General features: G+C 30.3%; 20 protein-coding genes. 1 reads left to right on the top strand and 19 read right to left on the bottom strand.

What is annotated here, in order from left to right; translation table 11 throughout:
• Positions 1 to 92 precede the first annotated feature (92 nt).
• Positions 93 to 680, top strand: coding sequence for a hypothetical protein (locus tag GQR95_RS08045; protein ID WP_159022685.1), 588 nt, complete (start codon positions 93 to 95; stop codon positions 678 to 680).
• A gap of 419 nt (positions 681 to 1,099) precedes the next feature.
• On the opposite strand, the gene GQR95_RS08040 is transcribed toward GQR95_RS08045, so the two are convergent.
• The 19 genes from GQR95_RS08040 to GQR95_RS07950 all read right to left on the bottom strand — a co-directional run bounded on the left by GQR95_RS08040 (position 1,100) and on the right by GQR95_RS07950 (position 21,867).
• Positions 1,100 to 3,496, bottom strand: a complete 2,397-nt coding sequence (locus GQR95_RS08040) for a tyrosine-protein kinase (protein ID WP_159022684.1) — start codon at positions 3,494 to 3,496, stop codon at positions 1,100 to 1,102.
• Positions 3,497 to 3,501: 5 nt separating this feature from the next.
• A complete protein-coding gene (locus GQR95_RS08035) occupies positions 3,502 to 4,266 on the bottom strand; it encodes a polysaccharide biosynthesis/export family protein (protein ID WP_159022683.1) in 765 nt (254 codons plus the stop codon).
• 59 nt (positions 4,267 to 4,325) lie between these two features.
• Positions 4,326 to 5,474 (bottom strand): glycosyltransferase family 4 protein, encoded by a 1,149-nt coding sequence (locus GQR95_RS08030; protein WP_159022682.1) that lies wholly within the window; start codon positions 5,472 to 5,474, stop codon positions 4,326 to 4,328.
• A gap of 218 nt (positions 5,475 to 5,692) precedes the next feature.
• Positions 5,693 to 6,448: a glycosyltransferase family 2 protein gene (locus GQR95_RS08025; RefSeq protein ID WP_159022681.1), complete on the bottom strand. Its 756-nt coding sequence runs from the start codon at positions 6,446 to 6,448 to the stop codon at positions 5,693 to 5,695.
• Positions 6,449 to 6,452: 4 nt separating this feature from the next.
• Entirely contained in the window at positions 6,453 to 6,992 is a 540-nt protein-coding gene (locus GQR95_RS08020) for a WcaF family extracellular polysaccharide biosynthesis acetyltransferase (protein WP_159022680.1), read from the bottom strand.
• Between the two features lies 1 nt (position 6,993).
• Positions 6,994 to 7,941 carry a UDP-glucuronic acid decarboxylase family protein gene (locus GQR95_RS08015; protein ID WP_159022679.1) on the bottom strand — a complete coding sequence of 316 codons (948 nt, stop codon included), beginning with the start codon at positions 7,939 to 7,941 and terminating at the stop codon, positions 6,994 to 6,996.
• Between the two features lie 17 nt (positions 7,942 to 7,958).
• Positions 7,959 to 9,098, bottom strand: coding sequence for a glycosyltransferase family 4 protein (locus GQR95_RS08010; protein ID WP_159022678.1), 1,140 nt, complete (start codon positions 9,096 to 9,098; stop codon positions 7,959 to 7,961).
• A complete protein-coding gene (locus GQR95_RS08005; protein ID WP_159022677.1) occupies positions 9,091 to 10,086 on the bottom strand; it encodes a glycosyltransferase family 1 protein in 996 nt (331 codons plus the stop codon). Before GQR95_RS08005 ends, GQR95_RS08010 begins: the two co-directional genes overlap by 8 nt.
• On the bottom strand, positions 10,070 to 11,353 hold the full coding sequence (locus tag GQR95_RS08000; RefSeq protein ID WP_159022676.1) for a hypothetical protein: 1,284 nt from the start codon (positions 11,351 to 11,353) through the stop codon (positions 10,070 to 10,072). The genes GQR95_RS08005 and GQR95_RS08000 overlap by 17 nt, the downstream gene beginning before the upstream one ends.
• A gap of 5 nt (positions 11,354 to 11,358) precedes the next feature.
• Entirely contained in the window at positions 11,359 to 12,528 is a 1,170-nt protein-coding gene (locus GQR95_RS07995) for a glycosyltransferase family 4 protein (protein WP_159022675.1), read from the bottom strand.
• A gap of 5 nt (positions 12,529 to 12,533) precedes the next feature.
• Complete coding sequence (locus GQR95_RS07990; RefSeq protein ID WP_159022674.1) at positions 12,534 to 13,781, bottom strand: hypothetical protein; 1,248 nt, start codon at positions 13,779 to 13,781, stop codon at positions 12,534 to 12,536.
• A gap of 11 nt (positions 13,782 to 13,792) precedes the next feature.
• Positions 13,793 to 15,082, bottom strand: coding sequence for a hypothetical protein (locus tag GQR95_RS07985; protein WP_159022673.1), 1,290 nt, complete (start codon positions 15,080 to 15,082; stop codon positions 13,793 to 13,795).
• Between the two features lie 10 nt (positions 15,083 to 15,092).
• Positions 15,093 to 16,067: a glycosyltransferase family 2 protein gene (locus GQR95_RS07980; protein ID WP_159022672.1), complete on the bottom strand. Its 975-nt coding sequence runs from the start codon at positions 16,065 to 16,067 to the stop codon at positions 15,093 to 15,095.
• Positions 16,067 to 16,786 (bottom strand): putative nucleotide-diphospho-sugar transferase, encoded by a 720-nt coding sequence (locus GQR95_RS07975; protein WP_159022671.1) that lies wholly within the window; start codon positions 16,784 to 16,786, stop codon positions 16,067 to 16,069. Before GQR95_RS07975 ends, GQR95_RS07980 begins: the two co-directional genes overlap by 1 nt.
• Before the next feature lie 58 nt (positions 16,787 to 16,844).
• Entirely contained in the window at positions 16,845 to 17,495 is a 651-nt protein-coding gene (locus GQR95_RS07970; RefSeq protein ID WP_233266022.1) for a DapH/DapD/GlmU-related protein, read from the bottom strand.
• Positions 17,496 to 17,497: 2 nt separating this feature from the next.
• Positions 17,498 to 18,367, bottom strand: coding sequence for a glycosyltransferase family A protein (locus tag GQR95_RS07965; RefSeq protein WP_159022670.1), 870 nt, complete (start codon positions 18,365 to 18,367; stop codon positions 17,498 to 17,500).
• A gap of 379 nt (positions 18,368 to 18,746) precedes the next feature.
• Positions 18,747 to 19,904, bottom strand: a complete 1,158-nt coding sequence (locus GQR95_RS07960) for a glycosyltransferase family 4 protein (RefSeq protein ID WP_159022669.1) — start codon at positions 19,902 to 19,904, stop codon at positions 18,747 to 18,749.
• The gene (locus tag GQR95_RS07955; RefSeq protein ID WP_159022668.1) at positions 19,901 to 20,722 is read right to left on the bottom strand and encodes a glycosyltransferase; all 822 of its coding nucleotides are present in this window, start codon (positions 20,720 to 20,722) and stop codon (positions 19,901 to 19,903) included. The genes GQR95_RS07960 and GQR95_RS07955 overlap by 4 nt, the downstream gene beginning before the upstream one ends.
• The gene (locus GQR95_RS07950) at positions 20,719 to 21,867 is read right to left on the bottom strand and encodes a glycosyltransferase family 4 protein (RefSeq protein WP_159022667.1); all 1,149 of its coding nucleotides are present in this window, start codon (positions 21,865 to 21,867) and stop codon (positions 20,719 to 20,721) included. The genes GQR95_RS07955 and GQR95_RS07950 overlap by 4 nt, the downstream gene beginning before the upstream one ends.
• Between the last annotated feature and the right edge of the window lie 2 nt (positions 21,868 to 21,869).

Here is a 21,869-nt window from a genome sequence, read left to right as displayed (position 1 = left end):
CATTAAACTAAAAAAAAGGTTTAAAATCTAAATAAAGATGATAAACTTCTATAATAAAAATTTTAAACATTATTTTTAACAAAAATTTTAATATGAAAAAGATTACAGCCATACTTTTTTTTCTAATGTGTACTTCATTCGCATATAGCCAGTATAGAGGTTATGATGAATGGGTTGCAAGTGTAGGTTTTAACATCGTAGATAACAGTGCTTTTAAAGATCCTCTTAAAGGAACTGAAGACTGGAGTTTTAGCACACCTATTACATTTGGTATTGAATATAAATTTGATGACTTTTGGTCTATCAACCCTATGATATCTTTAAATAAAATTGATAGATTTTATGTAGATTATGGACAATCTCAAGAAACAGGTTTAACACAAGGTTGGATTGAAGAAAGTGGCTCATATTTTTCATTTGATGTAAATGGTAAATTTTATTACGACGAGTTAATCGCTAGAAATGATAAGATAGATGCTTATGCAGGCTTAGGTTTAGGATATTTTAATGTATCCAGTGAATCTAATGTGTCAGGAAACTTTGCATTAGGGTTAAGATTTTGGATAAAACCTCAATATGGTATAAGACTACAGAGTTTGGCTAAATTTGCTTTTGATAACGATAAGGTTTACGCAAATAATAATTTTGTACATAGTATAGAATTTTTGCTTAGATTCTAAAACCTATTTTTAATATAGATAACAAAAAGGGATAGCTTAATAAGCTATCTCTTTTTTTGTTTAAAAGCTTATTTAATTTCAAGTAAAATAAAATTCAACTTAAAGGCTAAATACATTTATCCAGTTTCATTAAAATTTAAAAAAAAATTGGCAGCATTGATAGTAAACATCTCAAAAGATAAAATTAAGCCAATGGTTGGACTATAAAATTTTTTTACACAATATAATACTCTCTTTTCTGTAAATACAACCACAGCATCTAAAAATAAGACTCAATAAGGAATTAAATCATAAACAAAATACCAATTACGTTTATAGGGCATAAAATAATTATAAAAAAGAAGAACCTAAATACATCTTGTGTTTAGGTTCTTCTTTTTTATCTCTTTAAATGATAATCTAAAAATATAAATTAAAGTTTAAAACTTTCTTATTTTGTCTTTAATACCATCTTTAAACCAATTCCAAGAATATTTTTTAACGCCCCTTTTCTCTTGATGATACCCGTAACCATAACCATAATTATAGCCATATCCTCTAGAGTTTTTAGAGTCACTTATACTATTTACAACATAAACCATATTATTAAGTTTTTTGTTATCGTATAATTCACGAGAGAAACCTAATAATTTTTTCTCTGTAACCCCTGCTCTTGTTACATAAACGGTAGCATCTGCATATTGCGAAATTAATAAAGTATCTGAAACGAGAATAATAGGAGCCGTATCAACAATTATATAATCATATAAACCTTTAGCTTCATCAATGAGGTCTTTTAATTTACCATTAGACAATAACTCTGTTGGATTTGGAGGAATAGTACCAGCAGTTAAAACATCCATATAATTTACATTATAAGTACTCTTTTGTAAATATGTCCTCCAATCTGAATCAGGTTCGAGAAGATAATTCGAAAGTCCTTTTGCCTTTTTAGAACCATCTGTGACATCAATTTTAGGATTTCTTAAATCTGCACCAATCAATAACACCTTTTTGTTAATACTAGAAAGAGCTAATGATAAATTAACAGATACAAATGTTTTTCCTTCCCCTTTTATCGTAGAAGTAACATAAACAATATGTGCTTCACTATTTTGTTTAGGAGCTAATGTATATTTTAAATTGGCTATTAAAATTCTAAATGATTCAGCTAAAACAGTTCTATCGTGAGGATTTTCAAATAATCTATGCCCATTCTTAAGTTCTGGAATTTCCCCAATAAGAGGAACTCTGCTCGATAACTTTAGGACATCTGTTTTATCATTAATTTTAGTATCAGCCTTAAATACAAGAAATAAAATACCAAAAGGCAATAACAAAGCACCTAAAATACTTTTCATATAAATCCCCTTAGCATCCGGACTTACAGGTCTACCTGAGCTTGAGGCATACTCTACAACTTTAACAGATGGAGATGTAATTGCTAGGTTAATTGCAGCTTCTTCACGTTTTTGAAGTAATAATAAATATAAATTTTCTTTAATATTTTGTTGACGCTCAATAGAACGTAATATTTTCTCTTTTACAGGCATTCCCCTAACTAAACCTTTTGCAGTTACTTCTTCTTTCTGCAAGCTATTTAATGAAGTATTTAACTGTTTAAAATAAGAGTTTAAAGACACCTTTAAATTACCTCTAAGATCTAAAAGCTGACGATTTAAAGCAACGACCATAGGGTTTTGCTCACCGGCACTGGCAATTAAATTTTCACGCTGAAGCACTATAGTATTATATTGGGAAACAATACCATTGGTATTAGCACTCTCTAATCCAACATTTTCAGGCATCAAAGCACTCAAATCATTATTAGCCAAAGGCTCTTCTAATAATTTAGCTAAAGCTATTTGATTTTCTAGTTTAATAACAGCATCTTCAGAAGATATTCGTTTTCCCATACTGTAACCAACATCTGCACTAAATGTTACAAGTTCATTATCTTGCTGAAAATCCTTTTTACCAACTTCAATAGAATCTAATTCCGCTGCTAAATAAACAAAACGATCATCTACAAAATCAATTGTTCTTTGAAACACCAATTGACGATCAATTACGCCATCTTCATTAAATTGTTCTACAATTTTATTTAAAGCATCTTCTGATCTTTCTCTATTTTCTCCTGCAATGGATAATTGTAAAATATCTGTCGTTCCAACTTTACCAACAGAAATAGCATTAGCTAAATTATTAGCGGCAGATGAAATAGATTGTACAGTAACGATATATGTTAACCCAACATGTTTTTTAATCCAACTTTCAGATTGAATTAAAAATGGAAACCCTTCTTTTGGAGAATTTAAATTGTAACCTTTTATAGAAAATTCATTTAAATGGTCCTTGCCTTTACTTATATTTAAACCATTATCGGTAATCTCAATATTAAAAGTTGCTCCGGTAATTTGATTATTAGGTTTTAAGTATACTAATTTCAAAGCACCTTTCCATTGTTCTTTCTCTGTAAATTGTCCTTGAATAAAATATCTAATATGTAAATCTAAACTATCTACAACTTTCGCTAATAAACGATTAGATTTTATAATCTGAATTTCATTTTCAAGACTTTTAGCCTCAGAGAACATCGCTCCTCCTACTTGAGGTGACAATTCTAAGCCTTTAGATTCATCTAAAATCTTAATTTTAGCGTAAGAACTATATATTTCTGGTGTATATCTTAAATAAAGAAATGCAGCTGTAATACCAATAATAAAACATAAAACAAACCATTTCCAATAATGTAAATAGTTTAAAATTTCTTCTTTTATATTTATACCAGAAGTATTATCTTCTTCATTATTATTATTCATAAACTCTTCTGCCATAATTTCTAATTTTTTAATAATAAAATTAAGGTTAAAGCAAATGACACAACTCCAAATAAACCGGTATAATTTGTAATGTATCCAGCTTTCTTCACCGCTGGCCCATTTTGATTAACTACGATAACGTCATTTTGTTTAATCGTGTAATACGGACTTGTAAACCAATCTGTTTTTGTCATATCAATATGAGCAACCGTACGTACCTGATCCACTTCTCTTATAATCATAACATCTTCACGAACACCATTTATAGACAAATCACCAGCCATACCAAGTGCTTGAGGTAAGGTTATTGTTTCCTCATCATAATCATAGGTCCCGGCATGACCTACCGCCCCCAAAACCGTAAATTTCGAATTAACAATACGAACAATTATAGTAGGATCTTTTAAATGACCTCCTTGTATTAAAATCTGTCTGATGTAGTCTTCTAATTCTTTCGTAGATTTATTTATCACTTGAAGCTTGCCTAAAATAGGAAATGTAATTTCACCTGTAGACGAAACCAAATACCCCTGTTGTTTTAAGGCACTAGTATTATTAGCACTACCACTCGTAGAGCTAACTCTATTATAAGGTTCTGCAGCTTCTGCGATTAAAGACTTTACAGAAATACTTAAGATATCATTAATTTGAATTTTTGTTGTGTTAAGAATAACTTCCTGTGGTATATTTTCATAATCTTGAAAATACAAAATTTCCTTTTTAGTAGCACAAGACGTTATAAAAAGAAAAGCTAAGAATATCCCTAGCAATCTAAATAATTTCATTAAAATATTTTTTAAAATGATTTACAAATATAAACGTAATACATTCAATCACAAATGTTTTATTTCGCTTTAGAATAACTAATTAAGTGTAGTTTTTTTAATAATTTATTCATCTTAATTCGTTTTTTAAACACACTATAATTAATAAAAAAGGGTAAAGAAAACATAATGAGTCCTGCTAGTATAACGACCAATAATTGCATATTCACACTTAAACCTTGAACAAGTAAAGCAAAGATTAATACAGATGTAGATGCTATAGAAATAACAATAGTTACCTGCCAATGTTTTAAACCTAATTGTAACATTTGATGATGAATATGATTTTTGTCTGGGCTAAATGGATGTTTCTTATAAATAACTACACGAACATAAAAAATACGAAGTGTATCTAGTAAAGGAAAAAACAAAATTGCCAAGACTAAAATTGGTGCATTTAAATGAAATTGACTTCCTACCTGTAATTGATTCATTGATATAAAGGCTATCGACTGAAACGCTAATAGAAAACCAACAACCATAGACCCCGTATCTCCCATAAAAATTTTTCTAACTTTAGAAAAGTTAAAATAAAGAAAAGGAATGAGCGCACCTACAAGTGACAAAGACACCACTGTTAATGTCATCTCCTGCATTTTAAAAAACAAGAAACCATAAAACAGTGAGACCAGAAGTCCAACAGACCCAGCTAACCCATCTAAACCATCAATTAAATTATATGCATTTATTATTAAAATAAACACAAATAAAGTAAAGCCAATAGAAACAAAATAAGGCAAACTACCAATACCTAAAATACCAGAAAATGTCATAATCCTAATATCCGTGATTATAATAACCATCAAGGATGCAATAACCTGACCAAGCATTTTTTTCTTAGGTGATAAGATTAAAATATCGTCTTTTACACCTAAAAAAAACAGAATTATTAACGCGCCCACAATTGGCATTAATAATTTAGCTTGTAAAAAAGCTCCTGATAATGTAAGTACAATTGCAACTGCAAAAAAGATTCCGATACCACCAAGAGTAGGCACTGTTTTGGAATGTACACTTCGTTTGTCGGGAACATCTACTAATTGTTTAGCATGTGCTATAAAAATAATAGTTGGAAAAGCTAAAAAAGCAGTAACTAAAGCTAATAAAAAAGGAAACAACAATAAAACGGTTCCATTTCCACTATCTATAATTGAGGTTAATAAATTCATTAATAGCTATTTAAATACAACTGTGCAACGTCATTAAATATTGTACAATTTGGGGTTGGTTTAATAAAAAATAAAATTCTAAAACAAAAAATCTAAAGACCTAATGTCCTTAATAAAATTAGAGACATTAATTTCTGTTTAATATAGAAATATACAAAACTTAGTCAAAAAAATACTTAAAAGGCATTTCTTTGTATCTTATTTTGCAAAAATAGTTTTTACTTTTTAAATAATTGAGGAATCTTAGATAAGTTTTTAGAACATATAACGAGTATCGGACTTCCTAATTTATTACCTTTTACAGCCATATAATCCTCTCTTGTTTTTAACCAGATATTTTTCAAACTTCTATTACTTGCTCCTCCTACTCGCATTTTAGTAATTACTTCTGGAAGATATTTAAATTGAAGCGTAACATCTTTAAAAATACGTAACATTAAATCGTAATCTGCTGCTATTTTAAAATTTAAATTGAATAATCCGTGCTTTATATAGACTGCTTTTTTTAAAAACAAAGTCGGATGAGCTGGCATCCAACCTTGTTTTAATAATTTTGTTAAGAAGGGTTGACTCTTCCAATTTCTAACAATTTTTTCAGAATTTGTAGCATTTATGTAATGTAAATCACCATAAACACCGTCTATATCTTCTAAATTGAATGCACTAACAATATGACTAATTGTTTCATTTGAAGCAAAAAAATCATCAGAATGCAAAAAACCAACAACATCTCCAGTCGCTTTTTCAATTCCTTTATTTAATGCATCATAAATACCTTTATCAGGTTCAGACACACTAATTATATTTTTATGTTTTTGCTTAAAAGTTTCAAGAATATTTAATGTTCCATCTGTAGAAGCTCCGTCAATTATAATATATTCAATGTTATCATAACTTTGATTTAAAACAGATTTAAAGCAATCTTCTATAGTTTTTTCACTATTATATGTAGCTGTAATTATCGAAACTTTCATTAGTTTATTCTCTTTTTCGTATTTGTTTTGCTGGGTTTCCTTGATAAATATAATTTGCTTCTAATGTTTTTGTCGCTACAGAATTTACTGCTAAAATAGCATGGGATTCCACAATTACACCCGGACAAACAACAGATTTTGCTCCAATCCAAGCCCCATTATCAATTATAATTTCTCCAATCATTAAATCGAAAGTCGATTTTTTATAATTATGATTCCCACATAATAACATGGCTTCTTGAGATATACAAGCATGATTACCTATAGTCACTTTTGCTAGATTATCGATCCAAACCTTCTCTCCTATCCATGAATAATCACCAATAGTTAATAACCATGGATATTTTATATTCACACCAGGCTTTATGACAACCCCTGTACCTATTTTAGCTCCAAAACGTTTCAAAAGAAACACTTTTATACTAGACACAGGATTTAAAGGATTTATAAAAAACAACACATTAACAAAATACCAGAGTAAGATTTTAAGTTTACTTCCTGGCTGATACCAGTTATTATTATAAGTTGATAAATCCGTTTTCAAATTAGTGTTCAGCTTTAAGTAAATTATCGAAGTAGCTAATTGTTTTTACCAAACCTTCTTCTAAATGAATTTTTGGTTCCCATCCGTTTAATTCCTTCTTAGCTAAATCAATAACCGGTTTACGTTGTAAAGGATCGTCTTGAGGTAATGGTAAATAAATAATTTTAGACGTAGAATTAGTCATTTCTATAACTTTACTTGCCAATTCCATCATAGTAAATTCTACTGGATTACCAATGTTTACAGGGCCTGTGAAACCATCTCGGCTTCCCATCATACGAATAGATCCTTCTACTAAATCATCAACATACTGAAAAGAACGTGTCTGACTTCCGTCTCCGAACATCGTAATGTCCTGACCTTTTAATGCTTGGACGATGAAGTTAGATACGACACGCCCATCATTAGGATTCATATTTGGACCATAGGTATTAAAAATTCTAATAATCTTAACATCAACCTGATTCTGTAAATGATAATCCATAAACAACGTTTCAGCACAACGTTTTCCTTCATCATAACAAGAACGTAATCCAATTGGATTTACATTTCCCCAATACGATTCTGGTTGGGGATGTACTGCAGGATCTCCATATACTTCACTAGTCGATGCTTGTAATATTTTAGCTTTAACACGTTTTGCTAAACCTAACATATTAATCGCTCCCATTACAGACGTTTTAATCGTTTTTATAGGATTATATTGATAATGTACTGGTGATGCAGGACACGCCATGTTATAAATTTCATCAGCTTCAATCATGAAAGGTTCTGTCACATCGTGACGTACCAATTCAAAATAATGATGATCCATTAAATGTTCGATATTCTTTTTACTTCCTGTAAAATAATTATCTAAACAAATTACTTCATTACCTTCGTTTAATAAGCGTTCACATAAATGTGAACCTACAAAACCTGCTCCTCCAGTTATTAATATTCTTTTCATTATATTTATTTTTTATTCTATTTAAATAATTTCTTAGTATCGATTACAAGTTGTGGTTTTTGAGTAAATATTGCTGCAAAATCATAAGAAAATTTAGACCATGTATTAAAACTAACCTCATTCATTTCTGCAAAAAAATTGATTTTATTTACAAACGCTTCAGGTTTAGACAAAGGTACAGAATATCCTATATGTTTTTCTTGAAGTTCATCCCATGGTGTTTGGTCTGAAATTATAATGGGACATCCATTTTGCCAAGATTCCATAATTACATGTCCGAAATTCTCATGCATAGTCGGTAATAACAATACATGCTGATTTTTTAATGTGTCTTTTAATTTATAATTAGGAATTGCTCCTAAATAAGTTACCTCAACATGTTTCGGCATTTTTTTTATGTATGCTTCACAAGATTGCCAATAGTCTGCTTCATCTATCGGACCAATTATTGAAAACTTAATTTTATAATCAGAATTGGTATGAGATAAATACTCTAAAGCTTTTAGTAAATTTTTCTTTAGTGCAATTCTAGAAAGGAAAAATACATTTAAACTTTTCACTTCTTTTTCTTTATCTTGATATACTCCCATTTTAGAAGACAAATTTGGAGCTATACGAATATCTAAATCGTGCCCAAACTGATCTTCAATTTCTTCTTTTTCTAAACCAGAAGTTGCATGCCAAACTACTTTTTTATGCAATCCGTTTAATTTAAATAAAGAGATAAACACTTTCTTTTTTAAAGGTTTTATAGCTAAAGCCCCTTTACCAACCATACCTCTGGGTGCTAAAATCTGCTTTAAGGATGTCTTTCTGAATGTCCATAATGGAAGTAATGTGAATTTTACCGAAAATAAAGAATTAAAATACACATAATTATAATCTTCCTCTTCAATCAATTTTTTATAAAGCTTGCTATTCTGATGTTCATCATCTAAATACATCACTTTATAATTTGTTTTGACTTGCCAAGTATTAAACTCTAAATCTTTATAAGGAGCAGATTCCCCTAAATCTTTATTTGAAGTCACTATAGAAATATCAAATTCATCATGAAGATGAAACACAATATTATTTACAGACTGAATTGGTCCACCGGCTTTGTAACCTGGCAAAAACCAATCTATAAAAATTAATATTTTTTCTTTCTTAGGCATTAGCAACTTCCTTATAAATAGTTAAATAATCTTCAGCAATTTTATCAATATGAAACCGCTTTACATTTTCTTGTCCTTTTCTAATTAATTCATCTTGTACACTTTTACCAGATAAAATAGTCTTCACTCCTGTTCTTATCTCATCAATATTATATGGATCTACTAAATAAGCACTATCCAACGCAACCTCCTTCATAGCTCCAATATTAGACGTAATTACGGGACGACCAATAGCCTGAGCTTCTATAATTGGCATTCCAAAACCTTCATAAGTTGAAGCAAACAAAACCAAATCAGATGATTTATAAGCTTCAACAATATCATTGTAAGGAATTTGAAACATTGACTTATATTCTAAGTTGTACGTTTTTAAAAGCGCTAACTGAATTTCTGTCAATTTACCTATTATCGTTAATTTACAAGATATTCCGTTTAAAGCCTCAAAAGTACGTTCAATATTTTTATTTGGCTTAGTTCCTATCAATAAAATATTTGGACAAACAGATACCTTTTTCTTCGGACAATAAACCAATTGCGAATTCACAGGGTTATAAACCACTTGAATTTTATCCGTAGCAAAAGGAATAACTTTAGTTAATTCATTTTTTGTAAATTCTGAAATCACTGTAATTTTCTTAATAAACATGGATGGTAAAGTAAACCAAACAAGCTTAAGATAAGTGCGTTTTAATATGTTGCCTTTTAAAATAGAGCCAATATCATGAATAGTGAGTACAGATTTACTTCCTGTAACCAAGGCCATGTAGTTTACATCTCCAGTAATATGATTAACTTGATTTACAGACTTCTTTTTGAAATTTAAAATATTTTTTAAAATGACAATAGGACTCCCTCCTGAAAATTGTAGTTCTTGGCTTTCTACATCTACGTTATCTTTAAGTCTAGCTTGAATAGCACCAAACAACTCTTCAATACTATTATATTGAGGTAGGCGTTTTCTGAAAATGTAATTAAGCTTTAGTCCCATTTGAAAATTTCCAATTCATATAATTCTTAGCATACCAGAAAAACATCAGTACAACTATGATTGATTTTATTAAATGATTTAAAACAACCACCAATTCTGTTTCTGCTTTAATAACTTGTAAGAATACTAATGGTAAGAAAGCTACAAAAACAATGTTACTTAAAACTATTTTTAATAATCTAGACCAAACTTTAGCTAAGAAAAACCCCCAAATCCCCATAAAGAGAATCCCTCCCGTAACACCGTAATTACCATAAGCTTCACCTATAATACTAATTCCCATAGATGTCCCATCAGTTAATTCTAAACCTGAAAATCTTCTAAAATTTTCTTGACCTCCAGCTTTTGATTTATTCGGATTTAAAAAGCGAGGTAAAGCAGAAGAAAAAACAGCACTTTCTATAGTTTCTCCTTCTAAATAAGGGCTAAAGTCAGGTATATGATACATTACAGCACTTATAATCCAACCCTGATTCAATCTTACATTTGTACCTACTTCTCCTTCTTCAGCTTCATTTGTTGTATCCCCTGCTTCTATTGATTCTGTCATTAAAGTGAAAAATAATTCTAATTTATTTCCAGAATAGCCGTTCCAGACTTGACTCCGGTAGGCTGCCTTTATGGTTTGCAATGTTGTTAAAGATAAAGCACCAATTAAAAACGTTGTTAGAATAAAGCTGATAGAAGGTTTATTTTTTATTGCCCAAAACATATAAAAGAAAACAGACCACAAAATTAAATCATGAAACAAAGCTTTTGCTAAAGCCATTACAAAAAGATAAGCAATTGCACCATAAAACACTTTTTTTAGTAAAGCATCTTTTGAAAAGAATAAAATTATAGCTCCTGCAAACTTGAAATTTGAAAGTAAAAAACCAAAAAACTTTAAAGCTCCTGGTAAAAAACCTCCTCCTAAATCAAACACTACTCCAATACCAAAAATTATTAAACCATATTTAGAAAAATTTTCTAATTTAGATATAGGCAGTTTATAAGTTGTCGTCTTTTTAATTCCATAAAGCACTAATAACATAAAGGCTAAATATGCAGGAACAATAAAACTCATATAAGTTCCTTGATCTACATACATATGATATTTATAATGGTGAGATGGATTAGCATATTCTATTATAGGGCCAATAATCCATTGTAATCCTGCTATTAAAGTCATTAACTCTAATATAGGCACGCTTTTTCCTAAACGTTTAACGAATAAGAATCCTAAATACATAACAGCGATACAGCCTATAAGAGTCCATCCTCCCATTTAATTTAATCTTCTTTTAAATTACTTTCTAGAGCTTCAACGATAGCTTTAAAATTCCATTGATTAATATCTTTTTTTGAGACTTCTCCCATAGTTTTCAAACGTTCTAATGAAAGAGAACTAAACACATCCAATAACTCTGCTTCATCATTAAAATTAAAGACAAAACCATTAGAACCAACATTTATAACATCTGTAGCACAACCTACCTTAGTACTCACAATAACGGGTCTAGAAGAAGCCATAGCCTCATTTATAGCCAATCCCCAAGTTTCTCCTGGGCCTTTAGATGGTAAACAAAACACATTTCCTAAACGATATAAAATAGGCATTTTACTCTGATTCTGGAAAGGTATAAATTTTATATTAGAATCATTTTCTGCTAACTCAAGTAATTCATTTTCTAGAGGTCCATGACCAACCATTAATAACTTTAAAGGTTTTTTTAAAGTTTTATTTACTTTTTGAACCGCTTTCAATAAAAAATCGGGTTGCTTTTTAGATTCAAATTTACCAGCAAATAACACGACTAAATCATCTGAAGCATAGCCTAGCTCTTTACGCCAATTTAAAGCTAAACCCTCATAATTATCATTTTCCGAATCATTAAAGCGCTCATTATCAATCGCATGAGGTGCCAATATTAATTGACTCTCTTTTAATCCTACGGATTTAAAATAGGCTTTATTCTGAGAACCTACATAAAATGCTTTATCTATTGACCTGTATATATATGTTAAATAATATTTTCGTAATACTTGTCTAATTCCAGGGCTATCATCTAGCAATGTAGAGTCGCCTCTAAACCAAACAGGTATTTTTCCCTTAAAATAGGTCATCGCATTTAAGTGACTTTTTAAGTACCATCCAAAGATTAAAATAGCGTCTGGTTTCCAGTTATTAATTTTATCATTTAATTCTGGACAATCAATTCCGTTTTTATGGTGTGTTCCTGGATCTGCCGAAATATTATTTATAAACTCGTAAGTATATCCATCTAATAATGGAATGTCCCATTTAATAGTTCTACCAAATGTTTTATCTTTTACTTCTGCTGCAGCTTGAGACCATGTATAAAACACTTTAATGGCTACATTTTGTCTCTCAGCCATTAATCTAAACCAAGGTGCATAATATTGTATAGGATGCGTCGTGACTATTGCTAATTTTTTCAAATTATTTAGTTTTGGTTTAAAACTTCATCCATAACTTCAGCCAACACTTTCGCTGATTGTTTAGAAGAATATTGATCTAACAATTGTAATTCTGGAGACCAAGATGCAACATTTTGATATGGATTTAAAACATTTACCATTTCATCTACAATTTTAGCTTTAGTATCACCTTCAGTATAAGGCACTAAATATGCATCTGCTTTAACATCTTGAATAACCTTTACCGCAGAACTTTCTGCGTGTAAAACAGTAAACAACGGACGTTCGCTTAACAAACATTGAAATGTTTTTGAGGCTGTATAATGTTTCTCTGTACTTCCAAATAACATGACGCGATCTGCCTGCGATAAATAGTTTAAAATATTTAAAAAAGGCTGACGTTCTCTTTGCTCTACAACAATATCTTCTAGTCCATAATCTGCTGCATAAGCCGTTATACGCTTAGCGGGATATGGACCTGTTCCTATAAAAAACAGTTTAATATCTGCATCCCAATTTCCATTATCTTTTAATGTTTTAATGGCATTAAAAAAGCAATCCATGAATAAATGTGAATTTGGAAGAAAGGCCCCTGCATAAATCCAAGGCTTACAATTCTCTATACCATCCCATGGCATTTTTAACCCCTCTAATTTCAATTTATGATCGTTTGGGTCGAAACCATAAGGCATACCTGCATGCACCGGTGGTGTCTTAAAATTACGTTCAATTACTGGCCAGTAATACGGTGTAGATACTCCTGTTATAAACGCTGCTTTTTTAACAGCATAAGGCTCTAAAGTTCTAGCCACTGTTTGACTAAGTTTTGCTCTAGTATCGTTTTGATTTGTGATATCACGAACCCATGGATCGATATAATCAATTCCATAAGGAATCCCTGTTTTATCATGTATTACACGACCTAAAATAGCAGTATAAAATGATGGTATCGGAATCCAAATACAATCTATCTTACGCTCTTTACATATTTGTAACGCTTTTTCTTTAAGAAAAGGATATGCTCTTAAGCCAATATCTCCTATAATTCTTGGTTTTGAAACCTTATATGCTTTTGTATATATGACTTCAATATCTTCTGAAGCTGTTTTAGAAATATGCGGATCTGGAGTTTCCTCATAATATTTAGAATCTACGGTAAGTAATAAGGGTTTCCAACCAAATTGCTTTAAGTAGTTACCTATTAAACGTGGTCTTTGCACTCCTGCTAAATTTGCAGGAACCCAATGCGGATATATAATGAGTACTGTTTTCAAAACGTTATTTTTTATAGTATTTGATTCCAAAGTTCTTGAATTTTAATTTGTTCTGCATCCCAACTTAAAGTTTTTCCTTTTTGGAATCTAGATGGTTTATTCGCTTTAATTTGATCTTTATGCTGATACAGTTTTACTATGGTTTCTGAAATTTCAAACTCAGATTGATCGCTCAAAACACCTAGTTCAGGATAATCCGTTATAAACTGTTCTTGCGCTTTTGTATTTGTTGCTAAAATATATAATCCAGCTTGAGCATACGTTATAATTTTGTTGGTTAAGCATATTTGTCTGTTTAGGTCTCTAGAATTAAATTCTAGTGCCAAACCAATATCAAACTGATTTAATGTGGCATGTAGCTCTTGTTGTCCTAAAGGTTCATTTATGGTTATACTCAAATTTGTATGTTCTAATTCTTTACAAATTTTTAAAAGTTCTTGTGTCTCAAAATTTGAATCTAATTCACCTATAAGCGTTAAACTTAGGTCTATGTTAGTGTCTGATTTTGAAATCACTTCTAAAGCTTTAAATAACTGTTCTAAACCGCGTCCAAAACTAATCTTTTGGCTAAACCAAACCAATTTTAAAGCTGTTTCTTTTTTATTTAAATCATGTTCTGAACTCGATAACAAACTGAATTCATTATCATTAAATCCATTTAACACGACAGCATGACTAGGATGCCCTCCTATTAAATCTAGAGTATACTTACCTATAAGCGGACTAGCAAATGTTAGACTTTTAGCTTTCGGTAAAAATGATTTCATTAAAAACTCGGTACGGTTCTTGGCCGTTTCTCCATCTGTGGAAACGATTTCGCCAGGATGATAATCTTCTACGTCGAAAACAAAGGGCACGTTCCACAACTCACTTAACTCATGAGCAGGATATAAAGCCCCCATATTATGGGCACAGATTAAATCAGGTATATCTTTATTCTTTTTTGCTAAATCGTAGATCTGTAAAGACCTTCTATTATTCGCTAAAGCATTTAATTTAAAATGTGTTGAAATTAAACCAGATATTTTTTTTGCTAACTTTTCTGAAATTCCTAAATAAATCCATTTTAATTTATTTGAAGGAATAGCTTCAATTTCTTCTATAGTTAAATAACTTTCGTCGTTATTATTAATTTTTAATAATTGATCTTTTAGCTGAATACTTTTAGCATCGCTCCAATTATTAAGTTTAAACATTATAATAGTTACACGATACCGGAGTTGCAAAGCCAACTGCACTTCTTTTACAAGACGCGGATTAGTGGCTAAATTATTGGTGGTAAGGAATAGTAAGTGCTTCAAATTACTTAGATTATCTGTTTAAAAATGTTCTACCATAGAATGCAACTGACTTGGCCGTTCTCCATCCTAAAGTATTCTTAATAAATTCTATTGCTCTCCCACCCAAAATAGGGTTGTAATTACTACCTCCTAGAGCATTACATTTACTAATTGCTGTGTTATAAACTGTTTTATATTGTGGCCAAGCATCTATGGCCACATGTTTATATTGCGTTGCAATAGCTTGTTTTGAAGCATCAGATTCCGTTTTAGAAAACAAATATTTAGCTTTTAAATTTGTAGCTTTAAGAAGACTATTTAAATGAATTTCTTTTTTTTGAGAAGCTATATTTTTTCCAGAACTATGCTTTCTGTAATAATTTTTAACCTCGGGAACATATAAAATACCTGAACTTTGCAAACCTAAACGTGCAAAAAACTCACCATCTTGATCTTTTGCTAAAGTTTCATCCCATAACCCTACTTTTTCAATCAATGTTCTAGGCGTTAACCAGGCACTAGTTTGTATCATATGCATCGGTAAATGATTACCTCCCCATAAATTAATAAAAAACGCCTCTGGCTTTGGTGTTGAATACACATACGCTTGATCCACACACTTCCCTTCTTCTAGTTTTTCTATAAAATGAACCGTATTACATACAGCCAATTCTGTTTGAGAACCATTAAGTGCTTGGACTTGTTTTTCTATCTTATCTAGACTTAAAATATCGTCGGCATCTAAAAACTGTATATATTCTCCAGAACTTAATTCAAATCCATAATTACGCGCAGCACATGCACCTTTACCTTTATTGTGTTTGATAATAACATTCTCAGACTGAAATTCTATTGCTTTATTAAAAGAATCATCTGTAGAACTATCATCTATAATAATAATTTCAATATCCTGATACGATTGATCTACTACCGATTGTAAGGTGTCCTTAATAAATTCACTTGAGTTATATAAAGGGATTATTACTGAAATTTTAAGAACCTTCATTATTTAAATTTATAGAACAGTTTATCTTTAATTTTATTAAAGATTGACTTATTTAAGCCATGCTGATGCCAAATTTTAACCTCATTCAACAAATTATCTTTTTTTAATTCGCCAAACATATGTCTTGCATTATAAATTCTATTTGGAATTGTGACAATTTTCATATTACAATGTTTATCCATTTCATTATGGATTAACAAGTGATTAAAACATACTTGATCTCCGGTTAAGTGATAATAATTATGCAGTTCATTTTCTCTAATAACTTCTTCAAGCCATTTTTTAAAAAAATCTCTAGTATTTTGACTGTCATTATATGAAAACACTCCGGTATTGAATTGAAATGGATCCTCATATTTAATAAATTTTATTGGAGGATTCCAATCCGCATGTATTCGTTTTGCGATTGCCAAATCGAAGTTATCTAATAAAGGGAATAACTCGTAAACACTACCCTTAAACATAGTATCGGAATCTACGAATAGTGTTTTCTGGTAAGGAAAGCTATTTAATGCTTTTGTTTTATATAAAAATGGATGTAAATCTTCATAATCAAAAATAACTTGATCGAATACTTTATAATTATCAGCTTCTTTAAGATTTGTATAAATTGTTATCGGTATATTTTTATTATATTTTTTAAATGATTTTGCAGAAAACACTGCCTCTTCTAAATAAAACGTTTTATTTGACGCTACATAAAGCACTCCTTTATTCATAACTATTTTTTTACACAAAATTCACCTCTCTAATCTAAAATAAGGTAATAATTAATTTTTAAATTTTTAAATTTTTCCTACGATAGCTATCAAATCTATCTTGTTTAATATAGCCATGATATTTAACCTTATTTTCATATTCCACAACTTTTTTGGGATCAAGTTCACTAATTACTTTTGCAGGCACACCTCCAATCACACAATTTCCTTTGGGAAAGGATTTAGTAACCACAGACCCTGCAGCCACAATGGTATGATTTCCTAATGTTACTCCTCCCAAAACAACTGAATTCATTCCTATCCAACAATATGATCCGATAGTTGTATCCTTTGCTGATAATTTTCGATGATCGTATATGTCATGATTACCACTTAAAATTCCAGAATTCTGTGCGACTCCTGTGTAATCACCAAAGTATAATTTTCCCGTGCCTTGTATATACACATTTCGTTGGTAGCCTGGAAAGGTTCCAACTCCAACATATATATTTTGAACACCAACAACTCTAGAACTTTTATGAACTGGCCAATAGGCATCCTTATTATTACCTAATACTTTCTGGTTAAACCAAAAACCAAAAGTTACAGGATAATTTGTATGCTCAAAATCTCTAAGAAATTTAAAATAGGGTAGCCTAGTAACCATCCAAATAAAAATATTGAATGGGTTCTTTGCAATATATATTATCTTTTCTTTAGTTATATTCAATTTTAAGACAGTTTATTTTTAATAATTTCTAAAAAGTTCAAGTCACTTGCATTTTTCAATTCTAAACCTTTTTTAATATTATAATGTTTACCTGCTGATAAAATTGCCGATGCCTGTTGACTCTTGACAATTTTTAAAGCTTGCATTTTATCACTTGCTGACAGCGGACAGTTGTTACTTTTTAATAAATCTTCAGCTAATAACTTATATCTAAAAGGTTGCATCGGATCACTTCTATGCAAAGACATTTCTTGTTCATCATGTTCTCTATACCAAACAATACCTTGAGGCATTAAAACTACTGGGAATTTTTGAGATAGCACATGCCACATCTCAAAATCGCCTAGCATACGTTTACCACTAAACCTCCCAGCCTTTTCAAAACTATCTTTCTTAATTATAGCCGACAAAGGTGCTTTATGAAATAATTGTTGCTCAAAGTAGTGTCTATAATAAGCCTCCATTGGTTCTAATTGAAATGGATACATTTTAATTTTATCTTGTGCAAGTGAACACAGACCATAACCTGCTTCAGGAAATTGCTCCATAAAAAAAACAAGTTGTTCTAATCCAAAAGGATAAATTTTATCGTCTGCATCAACGTACTTTATATATTTCCCTTTAGCATAAGATGCTGCCTGATTTCTATTCGGGTAATCTCCTAAATTCACCTCGTTAATATAAACCTTAACTCTATCATCTTTACCCTTAAATGAATTGGCAATTTCAACAGACGAATCTTTAGAACGGTCGTCTACAATTATTAATTCCCAATTTTGGTATGTAGAAGCCAAAACAGACTCTATAGCCTCTGCAATATACTTTTCTCTATTATATACCGTCATTAAAACGGAAACTAAAGGTTCTTTCATTATTTTTATATTAAGCTATTAATTCTATATCTTCAATTAAATCTTTGAGGCATTAAACTATTTTTATAATTAAATAGAATTTTTGACACTATATTACTAAGTCAATTATAATACTAGAGCTAAAAATCGGTAAAACCGCTCTTTACAATTGATAAAACATTGCACTTATTTATACATTATAATCTATAATTTTTATCATAAAAACAGGCAACAGTAACACTGTACCACATATATCTAACCACTCTAATTCAATCAGTTACAGAAACATATTTATTAAAAAACAATCAATAATTAGGAACTGTTTTTCGAATGATCTTACATAAATTTTATAGAACCTAATATCTATTTTACACTATACCTCGTATTATAAAAATAAGAATTATAGTTTCGGTGACAAATTTAACTTTCTAATTAAAGTGACCAATGCATTAGGCATGTATTTTTGATTTAATACACCTCCCAAAGTCTGATTTAAAAACAACTTTTCTTTTGGCTCTATTTTCAGTATTAAATCCTCATAGTGCTCTGCATTTGTAAGCGGGTTAAACATACGATATGCTTTATTAAAACCATTCTCAGCAATGGTATTCCTTTTTTCTTTATCCTGTAACAAGTCGATTGTCGCCGTACTAAATAAAGTTATATCCCCTATTGGCACACGATATCCGGTTATTTCATCATCAATAAGATCTGGTATTCCACTTGCTATATCACTGCAAACAGGGACACATTTTGCCTTCATAGATTCTACTACTACATTTGGTAAACCTTCAGACAAAGACGGAAATAACAATACCTTTGCATTTTGCATTTCTTGTATAACTTCACTATTATTTAATTGCCCTTTAAAAACTACTTTAGGTTCTAAACTAAACTGTGACTTTAATTCAGCATCCATTTCGCCACTTCCCACCAGTACAAAATTCACATTAGCAAGTTTAGCTTGAATAGTTTTATAAATTTTAAATAAAAATTGAACGCCTTTACGCTCGTTAAAGGACCCTACAAATAACAAGTCCGTTGGCTTGTCCTCGTCCGGTAAACTATTTGTTTCCGGTACAGGATAATACAACATTTTAATTTTACTATGATTGCATGAATCTATTTTAGAATATAACTGGTCTTCTGTAAATTTACTATAAGCAATATATTGATCTATTATTCCTTGATTTTGATTTACTAAACCATAGTAATATTTAAAATCTCCATGGATAATATATACTAAAGGGTTAGGCAGCTTTAGTAATTGTACCATTCGTAATTCTAAGCCATCGTTAGCGACTAAAACAGACGCCTTAGAGACATGTTTATTTAAACGTTTTACTACAGCATATAAATTTTCATATTTACTATAAGAAAATACAATTTGCTCATCTACATTAAATTGATCTTCTATATAAACCGAATCGCGTTCAATCTGTCGCGTAAAAATTACCTTATAATGTATATTACTTTGAGGTCTAAATTTAAGTAAATTACGAACTATAGACGTTACTCCGGCATCTACATCGGGTATAAAATATATAATTTCTTTCACTTTAACGTTTTTAATAATCTTAAAGAAAATTGATTTGGGTAACTCTTTAATAAACTTAAAAGATAAGCTAAGCGTTCTGCTCTTTTCATCTTTAATTTAGGACTTCTTAAAATTAAGGATTTTAGAGCATATCCATCCAAATATTTTTCATCACTACCTCCATCTGATTTTGCAGGGAACAATTCTTTGTTGTTTTTATGGTAAATAAAAGAATCACCATACCAAACATGATTAAAAACACCTTCTGATAGATGTTCTATTTCAAATGATTTTTCTACGACCACATCATACTTTTTACCAATTCTTACCGAAATATCAATATCGTAAATATGAAACCCTTTTAATTCCGTTTCATTAAACTTAAATTCGTTCCAAATCTCTTTTCTCATACTCAAAAAGCATCCATCTACCACAGCAACTTTCTCAAAGTCTGCTTGCTCATCAACGACTTGTTTTGAATTCTTTTCAAATAAATTTGATCTATAATAGCCTTTAGGTATTGAAACCCATGGTGCAGGGTATTTAGATTTATAGGTAGCCCCACAGACACCAATCAACCCTATCTTACTAATATTCAACACTTCTAATAAACTATATCCCCAATTAGAACTATGAAAAATAATATCATCATGGCAAAAAACTAAATTTTCATATTTTGCTTTCTGTGCGCAAAGATTATATATTTTACATATTCCGAAGCCATTATCAGAATTATTGTAATCAATAATTTCAAACGGAACTCCAATAGTTTTGGCTATATTTTGAGATATAGACTTTAAGGCTTCTGCACTTCTTGAAGGGATAATGATGGATATCATAACTTAATTAAGGCTTCTCTTATTATTTTTGCTTGATCTTGAATATTAAAAGCTTTAATAACCGCTTCCCTTCCATTTTCACCTAAACATTCTGCAAAACTTTTATCGCTTATTAACTGCAAGATAAAATCTTTAAAGGATTCAAAATCATATTTCGGAATTACTTTTCCGCAGTCATACTTTTTAATAAATAAAGGCAAGTCGCCCTTAATATCAAAACTAATTAAAGGATTTGTACAATACGCATTTTCCAAGCCTACCAATCCAAAGGCTTCTTCTCTGGATGAAAGAAAAAACAAATTAAAGGTGTTAAAATATGTTTCGGGCGTTGGTGTACTTCCCACAAATTTTATGTGTTCTTGTAAACCCTCTCCACTAATTTTAGCTTTTAAATCGTCTCCCAAACTTGTTTTATCATGTCCTACCCATATAAACTCAAAGGAAGTGTTTGGAACTTCTTTAATCAATCGAATAGCGAAATCTACAAAAAGGTCCGCTCCTTTTCTTAATTCAACAGCACCACAGGCTCCTATTACAAACACATTACTTGAGCGTCTATTTGGAGATTCAAGATTATCGATAGCATACTTTCTATCCTTAAATAAAAATACAGAATTTTCTACGAGTTTATTGGTATCTATATTGTAAGATTCTATTAAGAACTCTGTAATAGTTTTACAACTAGATATTAAAACATCCGAAGTATTAAGCATATTTCTTACAATACCCTCATCCATACCTGAAACCACATCTTTCAATTCATGAATATGAGTTAACTTTTTGGCTGGATAATTCTGTAAAAACGTAAACATAGATTGACATCCCAATGAATTAAAATAAATAGCATCATATTTATTTTGCACTAACGTCTTATATAATTTATGTTGATGTTTTTTTACTGAGGTTTCAGCATTTAAAACTTTACGTAATATTTTAGATTTCAAATCTAAGTCTAAAAGATAGGTAGGATTATAAAAATACGTACCACCAATGTTTTCAAATACACTATCTAATTCTCCTGTTTTACTAATTAGAATGTCTATTTTAAAACTGTCTTGACTTTTAAATTCTTTTAAAAGCTGAAGCAATAATAATGGCGCTCCAGATTTTTTGGATTCATGGACAACAAAAAGTATGTTCTTCATTA

This window comes from Formosa sp. L2A11, assembly GCF_009796865.1.
GTDB lineage: Bacteria > Bacteroidota > Bacteroidia > Flavobacteriales > Flavobacteriaceae > Formosa.
Note: the sequence above shows the minus strand (reverse complement) of the source record. Positions and strands in the feature narration are given on the sequence as shown.

Excerpts from the sequence above, each read along its gene's own strand:
- GQR95_RS08000 (WP_159022676.1), bottom strand. The coding sequence starts at position 11,353 with ATGGGAGGATGGACTCTTATAGGCTGTATCGCTGTTATGTATTTAGGA.
- GQR95_RS08040 (WP_159022684.1), bottom strand. The coding sequence starts at position 3,496 with ATGGCAGAAGAGTTTATGAATAATAATAATGAAGAAGATAATACTTCT.
- GQR95_RS08025 (WP_159022681.1), bottom strand. The coding sequence starts at position 6,448 with ATGAAAGTTTCGATAATTACAGCTACATATAATAGTGAAAAAACTATA.
- GQR95_RS07980 (WP_159022672.1), bottom strand. The coding sequence starts at position 16,067 with ATGAAGGTTCTTAAAATTTCAGTAATAATCCCTTTATATAACTCAAGT.
- GQR95_RS07965 (WP_159022670.1), bottom strand. The coding sequence starts at position 18,367 with ATGAAAGAACCTTTAGTTTCCGTTTTAATGACGGTATATAATAGAGAA.
- GQR95_RS08030 (WP_159022682.1), bottom strand. The coding sequence starts at position 5,474 with ATGAATTTATTAACCTCAATTATAGATAGTGGAAATGGAACCGTTTTA.
- GQR95_RS07975 (WP_159022671.1), bottom strand. The coding sequence starts at position 16,786 with ATGAATAAAGGAGTGCTTTATGTAGCGTCAAATAAAACGTTTTATTTA.
- GQR95_RS08015 (WP_159022679.1), bottom strand. The coding sequence starts at position 7,941 with ATGAAAAGAATATTAATAACTGGAGGAGCAGGTTTTGTAGGTTCACAT.
- GQR95_RS07955 (WP_159022668.1), bottom strand. The coding sequence starts at position 20,722 with ATGATATCCATCATTATCCCTTCAAGAAGTGCAGAAGCCTTAAAGTCT.
- GQR95_RS08010 (WP_159022678.1), bottom strand. The coding sequence starts at position 9,098 with ATGCCTAAGAAAGAAAAAATATTAATTTTTATAGATTGGTTTTTGCCA.
- GQR95_RS08035 (WP_159022683.1), bottom strand. The coding sequence starts at position 4,266 with ATGAAATTATTTAGATTGCTAGGGATATTCTTAGCTTTTCTTTTTATA.
- GQR95_RS08005 (WP_159022677.1), bottom strand. The coding sequence starts at position 10,086 with ATGGGACTAAAGCTTAATTACATTTTCAGAAAACGCCTACCTCAATAT.
- GQR95_RS08045 (WP_159022685.1), top strand. The coding sequence starts at position 93 with ATGAAAAAGATTACAGCCATACTTTTTTTTCTAATGTGTACTTCATTC.
- GQR95_RS07950 (WP_159022667.1), bottom strand. The coding sequence starts at position 21,867 with ATGAAGAACATACTTTTTGTTGTCCATGAATCCAAAAAATCTGGAGCG.